At 72.6% G+C, this 14,696-nt stretch carries 13 protein-coding genes; 6 read left to right on the top strand and 7 right to left on the bottom strand.

What is annotated here, in order from left to right; all coding sequences use genetic code 11:
* Positions 1-101 precede the first annotated feature (101 nt).
* Complete coding sequence (locus tag OG776_RS23005) at positions 102-1,532, top strand: MDR family MFS transporter (protein WP_187285599.1); 1,431 nt, start codon at positions 102-104, stop codon at positions 1,530-1,532.
* A 172-nt stretch (positions 1,533-1,704) separates the two neighbouring features.
* Here the strand turns inward: OG776_RS23005 and OG776_RS23000 are convergent, their stop codons facing one another.
* Complete coding sequence (locus tag OG776_RS23000; RefSeq protein WP_148009065.1) at positions 1,705-2,190, bottom strand: DUF2000 domain-containing protein; 486 nt, start codon at positions 2,188-2,190, stop codon at positions 1,705-1,707.
* Here OG776_RS23000 and OG776_RS22995 point away from each other — a divergent pair.
* Positions 2,189-3,007, top strand: a complete 819-nt coding sequence (locus tag OG776_RS22995) for a helix-turn-helix domain-containing protein (protein WP_148009066.1) — start codon at positions 2,189-2,191, stop codon at positions 3,005-3,007. The two genes, OG776_RS23000 and OG776_RS22995, sit on opposite strands and share 2 nt — an antisense overlap.
* A gap of 111 nt (positions 3,008-3,118) precedes the next feature.
* On the opposite strand, the gene OG776_RS22990 is transcribed toward OG776_RS22995, so the two are convergent.
* From OG776_RS22990 to mshA, 3 genes are all read right to left on the bottom strand, one after another.
* On the bottom strand, positions 3,119-4,867 hold the full coding sequence (locus OG776_RS22990; protein ID WP_329322478.1) for a glycosyl hydrolase family 28-related protein: 1,749 nt from the start codon (positions 4,865-4,867) through the stop codon (positions 3,119-3,121).
* 126 nt (positions 4,868-4,993) lie between these two features.
* On the bottom strand, positions 4,994-5,485 hold the full coding sequence (locus OG776_RS22985; protein ID WP_148009067.1) for a YbjN domain-containing protein: 492 nt from the start codon (positions 5,483-5,485) through the stop codon (positions 4,994-4,996).
* Positions 5,486-5,758: 273 nt separating this feature from the next.
* Positions 5,759-7,096, bottom strand: coding sequence for a D-inositol-3-phosphate glycosyltransferase (gene mshA / locus OG776_RS22980; RefSeq protein WP_329322477.1), 1,338 nt, complete (start codon positions 7,094-7,096; stop codon positions 5,759-5,761).
* Between the two features lie 234 nt (positions 7,097-7,330).
* Here mshA and OG776_RS22975 point away from each other — a divergent pair, with 234 nt between their 5' ends.
* The 3 genes from OG776_RS22975 to OG776_RS22965 all read left to right on the top strand — a co-directional run bounded on the left by OG776_RS22975 (position 7,331) and on the right by OG776_RS22965 (position 11,550).
* The gene (locus tag OG776_RS22975; protein WP_148009069.1) at positions 7,331-8,143 is read left to right on the top strand and encodes a class I SAM-dependent methyltransferase; all 813 of its coding nucleotides are present in this window, start codon (positions 7,331-7,333) and stop codon (positions 8,141-8,143) included.
* A 247-nt stretch (positions 8,144-8,390) separates the two neighbouring features.
* The gene (locus tag OG776_RS22970; RefSeq protein WP_148009070.1) at positions 8,391-9,512 is read left to right on the top strand and encodes a C40 family peptidase; all 1,122 of its coding nucleotides are present in this window, start codon (positions 8,391-8,393) and stop codon (positions 9,510-9,512) included.
* Between the two features lie 685 nt (positions 9,513-10,197).
* Positions 10,198-11,550, top strand: a complete 1,353-nt coding sequence (locus OG776_RS22965) for a PP2C family protein-serine/threonine phosphatase (protein WP_187285601.1) — start codon at positions 10,198-10,200, stop codon at positions 11,548-11,550.
* A 200-nt stretch (positions 11,551-11,750) separates the two neighbouring features.
* On the opposite strand, the gene OG776_RS22960 is transcribed toward OG776_RS22965, so the two are convergent.
* From OG776_RS22960 to OG776_RS22950, 3 genes are all read right to left on the bottom strand, one after another.
* Positions 11,751-12,086: a DUF2516 family protein gene (locus OG776_RS22960; RefSeq protein ID WP_148009072.1), complete on the bottom strand. Its 336-nt coding sequence runs from the start codon at positions 12,084-12,086 to the stop codon at positions 11,751-11,753.
* A gap of 140 nt (positions 12,087-12,226) precedes the next feature.
* Positions 12,227-12,823 carry a hypothetical protein gene (locus OG776_RS22955; RefSeq protein WP_329322476.1) on the bottom strand — a complete coding sequence of 199 codons (597 nt, stop codon included), beginning with the start codon at positions 12,821-12,823 and terminating at the stop codon, positions 12,227-12,229.
* 106 nt (positions 12,824-12,929) lie between these two features.
* Positions 12,930-13,457, bottom strand: coding sequence for a helix-turn-helix domain-containing protein (locus OG776_RS22950; RefSeq protein ID WP_329322475.1), 528 nt, complete (start codon positions 13,455-13,457; stop codon positions 12,930-12,932).
* 244 nt (positions 13,458-13,701) lie between these two features.
* Here OG776_RS22950 and OG776_RS22945 point away from each other — a divergent pair, with 244 nt between their 5' ends.
* Positions 13,702-14,673: a zinc-binding dehydrogenase gene (locus OG776_RS22945; RefSeq protein WP_329326477.1), complete on the top strand. Its 972-nt coding sequence runs from the start codon at positions 13,702-13,704 to the stop codon at positions 14,671-14,673.
* Positions 14,674-14,696: the final 23 nt, after the last annotated feature.

Below are 14,696 nucleotides of genomic sequence, written 5' to 3'. Positions count from 1 at the left end.
TTGACGGCTTCTGTTAATCGAGTGGCCCTCACGGGCCGGACTCTCGTAAGTTGTGCCCACCGCCCGAGCCGCTTACGCGCCTGCCTGACCTGGGGTCCGCCATGCCACTAGCCGTGATGAGACGTGCCGTCCGAGAGACCGTCTCAGGGCTGCCCCGTGAGTTCTGGTGGCTGTGGACCAGCACCCTGGTCAACCGGCTCGGCGCCTTCGTGGCCACCTTCATGGCCCTGTACCTGACGCTCGACCGCGGCTACTCCGCCTCGTACGCCGGTCTCGTGGCGTCCCTGCACGGCCTCGGCGGCGTCGTCTCCTCGCTCGGCGCGGGGGTGATGACCGACCGGCTCGGGCGGCGGCCCACCCTGCTCATCGCGCAGACCTCGACGGCGGCCTCCGTCGCGCTGCTCGGCTTCATGCACGACCCGGTGAGCATCGCCGCCGTCGCCTTCCTCGTCGGCATGGCGAGCAACGCCTCGCGGCCCGCCGTGCAGGCGATGATGGCCGACATCGTGCGGCCCGAGGACCGGGTCCGGGCGTTCTCCCTCAACTACTGGGCGATCAACCTCGGGTTCGCGGTCTCCTCGATGGCCGCCGGGTTCATCGCCGAGTTCAGCTACCTCGCCGGCTTCCTCATCGAGGCCGGCATGACGCTGGTCTGCGCGCTGGTCGTGTTCGCGAAGCTGCCGGAGTCCCGGCCGGTCCGCACCGCCAAGGAGAAGGCCGACGAGGCCGGGCTCGGGACCGTGCTGCGCGACCGCCGCTTCATGAGCGTCGTCGGGCTGTCCTTCCTGGTCGCCCTCGTCTTCCAGCAGGGGTCCGTGGGGCTGCCCGTCGCGATGGGCCGGGCCGGGTTCACCCCGGCCGACTACGGTCTGGCCATCGCCGTGAACGGTGTCCTCATCGTCGCCCTGCAGATCCCGGTCACCCGCTTCATCCAGCACCGGGACCCGCGGCGGCTGCTCGTGATCTCCTCACTGCTCGCCGGGTACGGGTTCGGGCTCACCGCCTTCGCCGGCTCGGTCGGCGTCTTCGCGCTCACCGTGTGCGTGTGGACCCTGGCGGAGATCGTCAACGCGCCGACGCAGACCGGGCTGGTCGTCCAGCTCTCCCCCACCCACGGCCGCGGCCGGTACCAGGGCATGTACACCCTCTCCTGGTCGCTCGCCGCGCTCGTCGCGCCCCTGATGTCCGGCGTCGTCATCGACCGGCTCGGCGCGGAGTGGCTGTGGGGGCTGTGCGCGGTGGTGGGCACGGCCGCGGGCCTCGGCTACGCGTTGCTGATGAGCCGCGTCCCGGCGGAGGAGCCCGCGGTCCAGGTGCCCGCGGTACCGGCGGCACCGGCCGTGCCCGCAGCGCAGATGCCCGCCGTACCGGTGGTGGCGGCACCGGTGGCATCGGCCGCTTCGGCGACACCGGCGGCACCTCTGAGGGACGCTTCCCCGGCGAAGGTTCCCGGGACGAAGGTCGCCGGGACGAAGGTGTCCGGTGCGAGGACGGGACCGGGCACGGCCGAGGAGACCGCGGTGGAGGCCTGACCGGCCGGCGACAGGGGTGCCGGCCGGTCGCCACGCGGTGACCTCACGGGCACCTGCCGCGCCCACCGGCCAGGGACGCGTCCGCACCGCCGGTCCCGGTCCCAGGGGCACACCCAGGTCCGCCGGGGCTCACCACCGCCCCGCCACACGGCCGCCCCGCACCACCCCGCCCTCAGGGATGCATCCGCGCCCCCTTGAACACCTTGTCCACCCCGTTCCGCGGCCCGTACACGGCGAGTCCGACCAGATCCAGTGCCGCGGTCGGCACGGCCCGTACCGCCGCCCGGTTGTCCCGGTCGTTGCCGGTGGCGAACAGGTCGGACGTGAAGACCGCCCGCGGCAGCGCCCGGACCAGCGCGCGTCCGTGCGCCGCGGCCAGCGTCTCCTTGCCACCCTCGAAGATCATGACCGGCTGGCGGAACATGGGCAGGTACGGGATGCCGTCCGCGTCGGCGTAGGGCTCGCCGACCACCTCGGGAAGGGTCGCGCCGAGGCCACTGACCAGGAAGGCGGTCACGTTGAGCCGCTGCCAGGGCTCCAGGTCGTCCCTCAGCAGCACGGCGATCTTGGTGTCGAAACGGATGGGCTCGTTGTCCGATGTGCTCATGGACCGAGACTGCCGACCGCCGTACGGCCCCGTCTTGTACGTTGTTTGCATGGCGGCCCAGCGGGAGATCTTCGCGTGGCGCCCGCGGATCCCGGGCGTCGTGGAGGTCTTCCACGCCCACTACACCGAGTACGCGTACCCGATGCACGTCCACGAGGCCTGGACGCTGCTGATCGTCGACGACGGCGCCGTACGCTACGACCTCGACCGGCACGAGCACGGAACCCCGCACGACACGGTCTCGCTGCTGCCGCCGCACGTCCCCCACAACGGTTCGCCGGTCACCGAGGACGGATTCCGCAAGCGCGTCCTCTATCTCGACCTGAGCCGGCTCGACGAGAGCCTCATCGGGCCCGCGGTGGACGGTCCCGATCTGCGCGACCCGCTGCTGCGCCGGCGCGTCGGCCAGCTGCACACCGCGCTCACACACCCCGGTGACGAGCTGGAGGCCGAGAGCAGGCTGACGCTGGTCGCCGAGCGGCTGCGCGGCCATCTGCGGCCGCGCGCCGCCGAGGAGACCCGCCCCGACCCCACCCTCGCCGACCGGCTGCGCGAGCTGCTGGACGCACGGCTCGTCGACGGCGTCTCCCTCGACGAGGCCGCCCGGCTCCTGCACGCCCATCCCGCCCATCTCGTCCGGGCGTTCAGCGGTGCCTTCGGGATCGCGCCGCACCAGTACCTGATGTCGCGGCGCGTGGACCGCGCCCGCCGGCTGCTCCTGGACGGCGGCAGACCGGCCGAGGTGGCGGCCACGGCCGGTTTCTACGACCAGTCCCACCTCACCCGCCAGTTCAAGCGGCTGGTCGGGGTCGCCCCGGGCCACTACCGCGGCGGAACACGCCCACGGCCGGGCCCGTCGGCCCGATGAACCCCACGGAACCGTTGAGCCCGACGGACCGGTGAGCCCAGGGCAGGCCGGTGAGTCCGTCGGACCGGTGAGCCCGGGACAGGCCGGCGAGCCCCCGCGCGCCCACGCCTCTCAGAGGTCGCGCTGCGCCTCGTACAGGTTGCGCGGCCGTACGACGTCCGTCGTCCCGTACAGCTCCAGGCGGGAGTGCAGGTCTCCGGTGAAGTCGGGTACGTCGATCTGGTCGAACTCCGTGCAGGTGTTGACGCCGACCGTGGCGCTGTAGGGGGCGAGCTCGTCGATCTTGGCGAGGCCGGCGCGGTTGTTGGTGACGCGGATGTTCCAGTGGGTGAAGCGGGCGCCGAAGAGCGGACCGGCGGAGGCGTCGCCGCCGTGCCGGCCGTTGTTGTTCACGGTGATGTCGGTGCGGACGTTGGCGAAGGGCATCCCGCGGTGGGAGTCGAAGGTGCCCATCCGCATGTCGCCGCGCGACCACACGTTGTGGGAGGAGAGCCCCTCCACGTTGATGCCGTGGAGCTGGGTGTCCGCCCGGGCCGGGACCGTGCGCTGCTCGACGGTGAAGTCCTCGACGAGGTTGTCGTGCGAACCCTCGCGGCAGAAGTACGGGTGGTGCGAGCCGCGGCCGGCGACCCGGGTGCGGCGCAGGGTGCAGGCGGAGGCCGCCACAAGTCCGAAGCCGTTGTCCACATGACGTACGACGACGTCGTCCGCCCAGCAGTCGTACGCGCACTGGAACACGACCCCGTTGTAGCCCTTGTCCAGGAGGTGCGGCGACTGCGGGGTCTCGACGGCCTCCAGGGTGAGGCCCTCGACGCCCGAACCGGTCAGCGCCTCCACATGGGTGGTCAGGCGCGGGTCCCACTCGGGGCGGATGTCGAGCGGCAGAGGACGTTCCAGGGTGACCTCGCGGCCCCGGACACCGGTGACGCGTACGGGCCACTCGTAGGGGACGTAACTCGTCAGCTTCGTCTTGTCGTCCCAGTAGTACGCCTCGGGGCCGGGGCCGCCGCCCGCCATGTGCTCCAGCAGGGTGTGGCCGACGTCGTCGGCGAGACGGAGCAGCACGAGCCGGCCAGCCCTCAGGCGACGGGGGTCGGTGACCGTCACGGTCCATGAACCCCGGCGGGCGGGCGCCACCGTCGTCAGCGTCTCCCACTCGTCGCGGCGGTTGCCGGTCCAGCCCTCGAACGGCCAGGCCTTCGCCCGGACGGCGGTGATCAGGGAGTCGAGGCGGGCCGTGGGCGCGAGCCAGACGAGACCGCCCGCCCAGGACCAGGAGGACTTGTCGCCGCCGTAGCGGGAGCCGTACACCCCGATGAGCTCGGTCAGGTTCTTGGTCGCGTACAGCGTCGTACGGTCGCTGCCCGCGCCGCGCAGGACGACGTTCGAGTGGCCGACGCGGATCAGGCCGTCGATGCGGAAGGTGCCGGACGGGATGAGAACCGTGCCACCGCCGGCCCTGCCGGCAGCAGCGATGGCACGGTTGATCGCGGGGGCGCAGTCCGTCACGCCGTCGTCCGCCACGGCACCGAAGTCGCGTACGTGGGCGACCACGGGACGGCGGGGGAAGCGCGCCGTCCCGCCCCGGAAGCCGGCCCGGCCCACGTACGGGATCTGCGGATGGGTGAAGGGAGCGCGGGCGAACTCCCGCCAGACTCCGGGGACCTGGCCGTGCGCCCCTGTGCGTGCGACCCCCGTGCCCGCCGCCGTCGCCCCGGACTCCGTGGCCGGGGGGCCCGCGGCGGTCGCGCCCGGTCGTGCCGCGGCCGACGCCGGTCCGCCGGTCACGGCGGCGGCCGCCACGGCCACCGCGCTGCCGAGCAGGACCCGCCTGCCGATGCCCACGTGCTCCCCGCCCATGCCCGCCCGCCTCTCATCGCATCCATGGATGTGAATGACGTTCAGATCTGCGTCGGCCGTGAGCATGCCATCGCACAGGGCCGACCGGAAGGGGGCGTGCAGGAGTTACTTGGACTGGACCATGAGTCAGTCGGTCGGACGCTCGGTCAGATGGGTGAACGCGTCCAGGTTGCGGGTCGACTCCCCGCGGGAGACCCGCCAGGCGTACTCCTTGCGGATCGCGGAGGCGAAACCGAGTTCGAGGAGGGTGTTGAACGAGCCGTCGGCCGCCTCCAGGACCGAACCGAGCAGCCGGTCGATCTCGTCCGGCGTGACCGCGGCGAGCGGCAACTTGCCCACCAGATACACGTCACCCAGCGGGTCGACCGCGTAACTCACGCCGTAGAGCTTGAGGTTGCGCTCCAGGAGCCAGCGGTGGACGCCGTCCTCGTTCTCGTCGGGGTGGCGGACCACGAAGGCGTTCAGCGAGAGCGAGTGCTTGCCGACGATCAGCGAGACCGTCGTCGAGAGCTTGCGCGTGCCGGGCAGTTTCACGACGTACGAACCGGGCGCGGGACTCTCCCACTCCAGCTCGGCCTCGGTGAGGGTCCGCTCGACGATCGACGCTGCGTCAGCCATGGGGCGAGCGTACGTCAGCGGCCCGACAGCGGACGGGTCGGCCGTCCGACGACCGGCGGGTCGGCAGTCCGGGCGGGGCGGGTCCGTGCTGGTGGCTGCGGGCGGTCGGCCCTGGCGGATACGCGCGAGTCCGTGCTGGTCGCTGCAAGCGGTCCGTCTTGACGGCTGCGCGCGGGTCCGTCCTCGTGGCCCCGCGCGGATCGGCGCAGGTCGGCGCGGACGGGCAGGCTCTGGACGTCGAATGGGCGCGTTGGCCCTCGCGACCGCGGGCGGTCAGCCCTGGTGGCCGCGGACCCCGCGGCGGTGGGTCTGCGCCGCGGCCGTGTACACGTCCGCGGTGGCCGCCGCCGCGGTGTCCCAGCCGAAGCGCTGCGCGTGCCGGGCGGCAGCGTCGCCCATCCGGGCCGGGAGCGTGCGGTCGTCGGCGAAATCGCGCAGCACGCGCGCGTAGGCGGCGGGGTCGTGCCCGGGGACGAGGAAACCGGTCTCCCGGTCGCACACGGCGACGGGCAGCCCGCCGACCGCGGCCGCCAGCACCGGAGTGCCGGCCGCCTGCGCCTCGATGGCCACCAGCCCGAAGGACTCGCTGTACGAGGGCATGACCAGCACCGACGCGGCCCGGAACCAGTCAGCGAGCTGCTCCTGGTCGACCGGTGGCCGGAAACACACCACATCGGCGATACCGAGCCGGGCGGCGAGCTTCTGCAGACCCTCGGGCTTGGCGAGACCGCTGCCGCTGGGACCGCCGACCACCGGGACGACGATGTTGCGGCGCAGTTCGGGGCACTCGTCGAGCAGGACGGCGACCGCGCGCAGCAGCACGTCGGGGGCTTTGAGCGGCTGTATGCGGCCCGCGAAGAGCGGGATCAGGGCGTCCTGCGGGAGCCCGAGCCGGGCGCGGGCCGCGGCCCGGCCGTCGGCCGGGCGGAAACGGTCGAGGTTCACGCCGGGGTGGACGACGGCGACCTTGTCGGCCTCGGCCTCGTAGTGGCGTACGAGTTCGCCGGCCTCCTCCGCGGTGTTGGCGATGAGCCGGTCCGCGGCGCGCACGATCTGGGTCTCGCCGATGACACGGGCGGCCGGCTCGGGGCTGTCGCCCTCGGCGAGCGCGGCGTTCTTTACCTTGGCCATGGTGTGCATCGCGTGGACCAGGGGCGCGCCCCAGCGCTCGGCGGCGAGCCATCCGACATGGCCGGAGAGCCAGTAGTGGGAGTGCACGAGGTCGTAGTAGCCGGGCCGGTGCCCGGCCCAGGCCTGCATGACGCCGTGTGTGAACGCGCAGAGCTGCGCGGGCAGGTCCTCCTTGGCGAGGCCCTCGTAGGGGCCCGCGTCGACGTGCCGGACGAGGACTCCGGGGGCCAGCTCGACGGTCGGCGGGAGGGCGGCCGTCGTGGACCGCGTGAAGATCTCGACCTCGATGTTGATCGCGGCGAGGCGCTGGGCGAGTTCGACGATGTAGACATTCATGCCGCCCGCGTCGCCCGTGCCGGGCTGGTGCAGCGGCGAGGTGTGCACGGAGAGCATCGCGACGCGACGGGGCCTTCGGTTCAGCCTGAGCCGTGACGACGTCGCCGGGGAGCGCCGTCCGAGCCTGCTGACGTACTGGCTCACGTGGCGTTCCTCCTCGCTGTGGGCATGCCGGACGGAGGGCGCGGGGCACCCTCCAATCCTGGGGAACGCCGGAGCAGGCCGCTCCATTTCCCCTTTGCCGAATCATTGCCAAATGTCGCTCAACCGTTCGATAGCGAGTTGCGTACGGGAGCTTTGTCCACAGGGGGTGGGAGACGGGCGAAGGTTGTCCACAGGCGTGCACGGCGTCGCGCACGGCCGCCTACTCTCGTACGCATGACAGCCCGCGCCGCATCCCGCCCCGTGGGAACGGTGACGCGCGGGACCACGAACCCCAACCGCCTGCGCCGGATGGACCGCTGGATCGCGGCCGTCCACGGCGCCGAACTGCGCGGCAGCGCCGACCCGGTGGCCGTCGACCTCGGCTACGGGGCGGCACCCTGGACCGCGGTGGAACTGCTGACCCGCCTGCGCACGGTCGCCCCGCGCACCCGCGTGGTGGGCGTGGAGATCGATCCGGCCAGAGTCGCGGCGGCCCTGCCGTACGAGCGGGAGGGCCTCACCTTCCGGCACGGCGGCTTCGAGGTCCCCGTCGAGGGCCGGCCGGTACTCGTACGGGCGGCCAACGTGCTGCGCCAGTACGACGAGGAGCAGGTCGCCGCCGTCTGGGAGCGCCTGTGCGCGCGCCTCGCACCGGCGGGTCCCGGCTCCTCGGGCGGCCTGCTCGTCGAGGGCACGTGCGACGAGATCGGCCGTCGGCACGTGTGGGTCGCGCTCGGCCCCGAAGGTCCTCGCACGGTCACCTTCGCCACCCGGCTGGGCTCCCTCGACCGGCCCTCCGACCTCGCCGAGCGCCTGCCGAAGGCACTGATCCACCGCAACGTCCCGGGCGAGCCCGTGCACGCGTTCCTGCGCGATTTCGACCGCGCCTGGGCGGCCGCCGCGCCCTACGCCTCGTACGGCGCGCGGCAGCGCTGGATCCGCGCGGTCCGCGACCTGGCGGCCGACTGGCCCGTGACCGACGCGATAGCCCGCTGGCGCCAGGGTGAAGTCACGGTGGGCTGGGAGGCCTTGGCGCCAGGGGCCTGACGACCGCGGGCACGACCGGGTCCGGAGCGCGCACGCTTCGGCGAACGCTCGCGGGCCTCACCCGCCTCACCCACCTCGCGGAACGAACCGGGTGAGTGGTTCGTCACACAGTCCGGGAGATCGTCTTGCGGATGCGCGACACGGGGAAGGGAGTTCTTGCCCGCCTCTGTCGCCTTGCGCGCCGACATGGCACGATTCCCCAGGCGTCCATAAGTTACTGACGGTAAATCAGTTGGGGGGCGGAGCAATGGGATCCGGCAAGCGGAGCCTGATCACCGCGGCCATGGTCGCGGCGTGTGCCTGCGCGGTGCTGTCGGCACCGGCTGTGGCGTACGCGAGCCCGACACCGGGATCCTCGCCGACACCCCACCCGTCGGGCAGTGCGTCCGGCGCGGGCGGTGCGGCCGTCCAGGACCCCCAGGCGATCCGCAAGAAGAAGGATCTCGAGGCGATCCGCGAGAAGCTGGACGACCTCTACCACGACGCGGCGGTCGCCACGGACGCGTACAACGCAGCCGAGGAGAAGGCCCGCCAGCAGTCCGCCCAGATCGTCGGCCTCGCCCAGGAGATCGTCAAGGGCCAGGAGAAACTCGACCGGCTGAAGGACCTGGCGGGTGCCGCGGCCCGGGCGCAGTACCGGGGCGGCGGCCTGCCTCCCCAGGCGCAGCTCTGGCTGAGCAGGAACCCCCAGGAGTATCTGGACGGCGCGGGCAGGGTCCGCCAGGGCGAGCACGCGACCAAGGGTCTGCTCGCCGAGATGGCCCGCACCCAGCAGGACTTGGAGCAGTACGCGAAGGACGCCTCCGCCCAGTGGCAGAAGCTGGAGGCCAATCGCGAGGCCAAGGCCGAGGCCCAGAAGAAGATCAAGAAGCAGATCGCCGCCGCCGAGAAGCTGGAGTCCCAGCTGGAGAAGGAGGAGAAGGAGCGCCTGGCGAAGCTGGAGGAGGAGGCCGCCTACAAGGCGCAGACGGCCTGGCTCAGCTCCGGCGTCCTCGCGGAGATCAGCGGCAAGGCGTCCGAGCAGGGCAAAAAGGCCGTGAAGTTCGCCACCGACCAGATCGGCAAGCCGTACGTGTGGGGCGCCGAGGGCCCGAAGTCGTACGACTGCTCCGGGCTGACCTCCCAGGCGTGGCTCTCCGCCGGCCACGGCATCCCGCGCACCTCGCAGGAGCAGTGGAAACAGCTCCGGCACGTCGACGTGAAGGACATGCGCCCCGGCGACCTGATCATCTACTTCGACGACGCCAGCCATGTCGCGATGTACATCGGCGACGGCGCGATCGTGCACGCGCCCCGGCCGGGGCGCACGGTGACCATCGCGGGCGCGGGATCGATGCCGATACTGGGCGTCGTACGACCGGACGCGTGAGGGCCCCTCGGCGAGGGCCGGACGCCGTGGGGACCCCACGGCGGGAGCCGGACGCGTGAGAGCCGCACGGCGAGAGCCGCCCCTCGGGAGCCGGACAGAGGGCCCTCGGCGAGAGCCGGACGCGTGAGGACCGGGTGTGGGAGGCGGGTCGTCCGGTCGGAGGTGTGACCGCCGGAGGCGCGGGGCCGGCCGCCCGGCCGGGCAAGCGGGGGCCGGGCAGGCGAGGCGTGCCACCGCACCGTTCGCACGACCGCCGGACGGCCTGGCTCAGGTCGCCCGACCGGACGCACGACCGCCGGACGTGCGAGGTGTGCGCGAGGTGCGGGACCGGGCGCCGGACCTGTCACGGCGGGCTCGGCGACTCGCGCGGTGGAGGCGAACGCGGCATACACGCGTGACCGCCCGGTGACCGGGACCGCACACGCCCGTCCCGCCGTGACCCACGGCACGTGACCTGCCCCACGAGGGAACGGACGGCCCCCGCCGGGGGACGTGACGTTCGTCATCTTCACCGACCCGGCATCCTGTCCAAGTGCGGTACAGGATGCGGCATATGACGCTGGCCGATTGCCGGACGCCCCGCCGCGCACCATTCCCCCGCGGCGTCCGCTACCGCTATGGTCCCCGTCGGTGGGTCGAGGACCTTCGCCCCACCACGCCCTCGGGGGGAGGGAAGGAACAGACGATGCCCGTACCCATACCGCGGCAGAGAGCGATCCCGGCCGTGGAAAGTGGTCAGGCTCAAGCCGCGTCCTCACCCGGCGGCCCATCCGGAGAACCGACCGGCGGCCCCGCCGGACACGCGGCGGGCGGCCCGGCCGAAGCCGTGCCGGCGCCCCGAGCCGCGACCCCGGTCGACAGCCCCACCCATCTGACCCTGCTCGTCATCGAGGACGACCCGGCCGGTTCGCTGAGCGTGCCCGAAATGCTCGACGCGGCCGGCAAGCCGATCCGTATCCGCACCGCCCGCAACCTCACCGAGGCCGAGCGGCTGCTCACCGACGACGTCCACTGCATCCTGCTCGACCTCGCCCTGCCCGCGCCGGGCCGAGCGGCCGACCCGGAGGACGAGCTGGCCACGCTCAAGCACGTCCTGCGGCTCGCGCCCCGGCACGCCGTCCTCGCGCTCACCGCGTCGGGGGACACCGAGCGCGGCACCGAGGCGGTGCGCGTCGGCGCCCAGGACTACCTGTTCCGCGACGAGCTGGACGGCCGGCTGCTGAGCCGGGCGATCCGCTACGCGGTGGAGAGGAAACGTTCCGACAGGGCCGAGCGGCGTCTCACCGAGTCCCGGCTGCGCGCCCAGGAGAACGCGCGACTGGAACGCGGCCTGCTCCCGACCCCCCTTCTGGAGGGCTCCTCGCTGCGATTCGCCGCGCGCTACCGCCCCGGACGTTCCCGGGCCCTGCTCGGCGGCGACTTCTACGACACGGTCCGTACGGCGGACGGCACCGTGCACGCCATGATCGGTGACGTCTGCGGGCACGGCCCCGACGAGGCGGCGCTCGGCGTGGAGCTGCGCATCGCCTGGCGGGCGCTCACGTTCGCGGGCATGTGCGGTGACGAGCTGCTCTCGACGCTCCAGCAGGTCCTGGAGCACGAGCGGGAGAGCGAGGAGATCTTCGCGACGCTGTGCACGGTCGACATCGCGCCGGACGGCCGCCGCGCCGGGCTCTGCCTGGCCGGTCACCCGTCCCCGCTGATCGCCCGCCCGGGCCGCCCGGCCGAACTGCTGCCGTACGAGAACGGCGGCCCGGCGCTCGGCCTGCTGCCCGGCGCCCGCTGGCCGCGCCAGCAGGTGGAGCTGGGCGGCGAGTGGAGCCTGATGCTCTACACGGACGGTCTGATCGAGGGCCGCGTCGGCGAGGGCAACCAGCGGCTCGGCCAGGACGGCATGGTGGACATGGTCCGTCGCCAGCTCGCCGAGGGCCTGCGGGGCGAGCAGCTGCTGCGGGCGGCCGTGAGCGAGGTCCGCGAGCTCAACGGCGGCGAACTGACGGACGACGTCGCGGTCCTGCTGCTGGACCGCGTGCCGTAGCTCCGCGGGTGTCCCCGGTGACGTACGCCTTCTCGACACGGGCGTACGTCTTTGCGAACCGTCCGCCGGTACGGCGAGGATTCCGCCCGGACGGAGAGAACATCCGTCCGTACGGCACAGACACAGATCCCCCGGGGCGCCGTGCGCCGTCCGAGGGACCGTGGTCGGGTCGTGCGAGGTGGTGTCCCGTGCGGAGGCGGTCAGCGGCCGCCGTTGTACGGGCCGTACGGGCCGTCGCTGCTGCTTCCGCCGCGGCGGCCTCCGCCTCCGGACACCTGCCGGAGCGCGGGACGCACGTCGACGAAGAAGACGATGGTGGCGACCAGTCCGGCGATCTGCAGGAAGATCATCGGGACCAGCAGGTTCACGGCCACCGTGACGCCCAGGATGATCAGCCAGAACATCTTGCTCTGCTTGTCCGCCGCGCGGTACGCGTCCTCGCGGGCGATCGCGGCCATCCCCAGTGCCACCACGGCGAGCACCAGAATGGCCAGGAAGATCAGCGACATGAAGCCGCCGAATGCCGTCAACAGCACTATGCCCACCGCCCGGGTCGAATCATCTCTACGGTCACCGTACCCGGAGAACGGGCCGGGAACTCTGAGAGTGCCCGGCCCGCCCCCGCTTCACCACGCCGTCCGCCCACCCGGTGCGCGGGCGGGCTCGCGGCGGTCGTTCACTTCGCGGGCGGGGTCGTCTTCTTGGCGGCGGGCTTGCGCAGCGGGGCCTTCTTCGCCGGCGGGGTCTTCCTCGCCGAGGCGGGCGCCGCGGAGGCGGCCGGCTTCGGCTCCTCCTTGACCGGGACGGACTGCGGCTGGGCGTCCGGCTCGACGGCGACGGCCAGCTCCTCGATGCCGTCGGCCGCCTCGCCGCGCCAGGTCCGCACGGTCTGCTCGCCGTGCTCGGCGACCTTCTCGTACGTCTCCCGGGCCTTCACGGCGTACTCGGCGGCGACGCCGACACCGCGCAGGGCGAGGTCCTGGGCGGACTCACCGAGCTTCTTGAGGTCGGTGTCGAGGCCGCTGATGAAGTCCGTGACCCGGGTCTGGATGGTCTCCTGCGCCTCCTTGGCGCGGGAGGCGGCCTTCTCCTGGACGGTGTTCGCGTCCATGTTCTTCACGGTCTCGATGCGCGCCGGTGCCTCGGTGCGGATCTGCTCCACGAGGCCGGGGACCTTCTTGGCCTGCTGGACGGCCAGGTCGGCGGTGCCGGCCAGGAAGTACAGCGGGGTCGGGTCCGTGGCGGCCTTGCGGATGTCGTCGGTGATGGCCATGGCGGTGATCCTCCCGGAGTCGCTTTCAGCTGAGGGTTTTGGGTGCTCCGCCGCGGAGCCGCCGGTCCGTACCGGTGGCGGCGGCACTGCCGTCGCCGGTACGGGGTCAACCGGCGGTCTGCTGCGGATCGGCATCGCTGCCGTCGGCCGTGCGGGGGCTGCGGACAGCGGTGTCCGGCGATGGCCGGGTGTCCGATATGTTCTGCGCCGGGTCCTGCACCGTCTCCTGGACCACACCCGGGCTCAGGTCCTGGGCCGTGCCCTGGACCGTGTCCGGCGCGATCTCGAATCCGTTCTCCTTGCGGAAGGACTCGTAGATCTGGAGCAGTACCTGCTTCTGCCGCTCGTTCAGCGTGGGATCGGCGAGGATGACGGCACGTGTCTCCACCTCGTCCCGGTCCCGCTCGGCGTCGAGGATGCCGGCCCGCACGTACAGCGTCTCGGCGGAGATCCGCAGCGCCTTGGCGACCTGCTGCAGCACCTCCGCGCTCGGCTTGCGCAGCCCGCGCTCGATCTGGCTCAGATACGGATTGGACACCCCGGCGGCGTCGGCGAGCTGCCGCAGTGACAGCTGCGCGGTGCGCCGCTGTTCACGCAGATACTCACCGAGATTGCCGACGTTGAGCGATGCCATGGCTCCACCTTGCCGCACCTCCGCTAACAATTGCAAGCACCCGCTTGCAAAAGTGCGCTACGCCACGCCGAAATCCGCCCGGTCGGACGCGGGCGCCCCGGCGCGAGGTCTCACCGACGGGCCTCCCTCGCGGGTACCCTGCCCCGGGCGCGTCGCACCGGGCCGCTCTTGATCTCGACCGGACTTCAGGTCGAAGACTGTCGGCGACATCCCCCTACGCCTACCGCTGTCGAGGAGCGTTCGGATGCGTGCGGTGCAGCTCAAGGAGTTCGGCGGTCCCGAGGTCCTGATCCCGGCAGAGCATCCCGATCCGGTTCCCGGGCCGGGCGAGGTGGTGATCGACGTGGCCTACGTGGACACGATCTTCGTGGAGACGCAGATACGGGCGGGACGGGGCCGCGACCACTTCCCGGTCACGCCTCCCTACGTCCCAGGCGGCGGGGTGTCCGGTGTCGTGCGGGTCGTCGGCGCGGGCGTCCCGGCGGAGTGGCTGGGCCGGCGGGTCTCCTCCTTCGTGACGGGCAGCTGCGCCGAACGGGCCGTGGCCCCGGTGTCGGCCCTGACGGCGGTCCCCGACCCGCTGGATCTCCTGCCCGCGGCGGCGCTGGTCCACGACGGTGTCACGGCACTCGGTCTGCTCGGGCTGACGGCCCTCGGCGAGACCGACCGTGTCCTCGCCCTGGGCGCCTCCGGCGGCATGGGCACCCTGCTCGTCCAGCCGACGCAAGCCCGGGGCGCGCGGGTGATCGCGGTGGCCCGGGGCGAGGAGAAGCTCGCCCTGGTGAGAGAGCTGGGGGCGGACGCGGCGGTCGACGCCACCCGGGACGACTGGGCGGCGTCCGCCCGCCACGCACTCGGCGGGAGATCGAGGGGGCGGACGTCGTGCTGGACGGGGTGGGCGGTGCCCTGGGCGCCGCCGCCCTCTCCCTCACGGCCGACGGTGGCCGCTTCTCCGCGCACGGAGCGGCGTCGGGAGGTTTCGCACCCGCTCGACACGGAGGACGCCGCCCGCCGCGCGATCGGACTCTTCGGCATCGCGGACGTCCAGTTCGATCCGGCGGACCTCAACCGCCTCACGTCCGAGGCCCACACGACGGCCGCGACGGGGAGACTGCGACCGGTGATCGGCGGGGTGTTCCCCCTGGCACGGGCCGCGGAGGCACATGCGGCGATCGAGGGGCGGGGGTTGGTGGGGAAGGTGATGTTGAGGGTGTGAGGGAACGAGGACTCGGGATGTCG

This window comes from Streptomyces sp. NBC_01689, from assembly GCF_036250675.1.
Taxonomy (GTDB): Bacteria; Actinomycetota; Actinomycetes; order Streptomycetales; family Streptomycetaceae; genus Streptomyces.
The sequence above is the reverse complement of the archived record's forward strand: the minus strand, read 5'-3'. Positions and strand labels throughout refer to the sequence as shown.

Excerpts from the sequence above, each read along its gene's own strand:
- OG776_RS23005 (WP_187285599.1), top strand. The coding sequence starts at position 102 with ATGCCACTAGCCGTGATGAGACGTGCCGTCCGAGAGACCGTCTCAGGG.
- OG776_RS22995 (WP_148009066.1), top strand. The coding sequence starts at position 2,189 with ATGGCGGCCCAGCGGGAGATCTTCGCGTGGCGCCCGCGGATCCCGGGC.
- OG776_RS23000 (WP_148009065.1), bottom strand. The coding sequence starts at position 2,190 with ATGCAAACAACGTACAAGACGGGGCCGTACGGCGGTCGGCAGTCTCGG.
- OG776_RS22990 (WP_329322478.1), bottom strand. The coding sequence starts at position 4,867 with ATGGGCGGGGAGCACGTGGGCATCGGCAGGCGGGTCCTGCTCGGCAGC.
- OG776_RS22985 (WP_148009067.1), bottom strand. The coding sequence starts at position 5,485 with ATGGCTGACGCAGCGTCGATCGTCGAGCGGACCCTCACCGAGGCCGAG.
- OG776_RS22975 (WP_148009069.1), top strand. The coding sequence starts at position 7,331 with ATGACAGCCCGCGCCGCATCCCGCCCCGTGGGAACGGTGACGCGCGGG.
- OG776_RS22970 (WP_148009070.1), top strand. The coding sequence starts at position 8,391 with ATGGGATCCGGCAAGCGGAGCCTGATCACCGCGGCCATGGTCGCGGCG.
- OG776_RS22965 (WP_187285601.1), top strand. The coding sequence starts at position 10,198 with ATGCCCGTACCCATACCGCGGCAGAGAGCGATCCCGGCCGTGGAAAGT.
- OG776_RS22955 (WP_329322476.1), bottom strand. The coding sequence starts at position 12,823 with ATGGCCATCACCGACGACATCCGCAAGGCCGCCACGGACCCGACCCCG.
- OG776_RS22950 (WP_329322475.1), bottom strand. The coding sequence starts at position 13,457 with ATGGCATCGCTCAACGTCGGCAATCTCGGTGAGTATCTGCGTGAACAG.
- OG776_RS22945 (WP_329326477.1), top strand. The coding sequence starts at position 13,702 with ATGCGTGCGGTGCAGCTCAAGGAGTTCGGCGGTCCCGAGGTCCTGATC.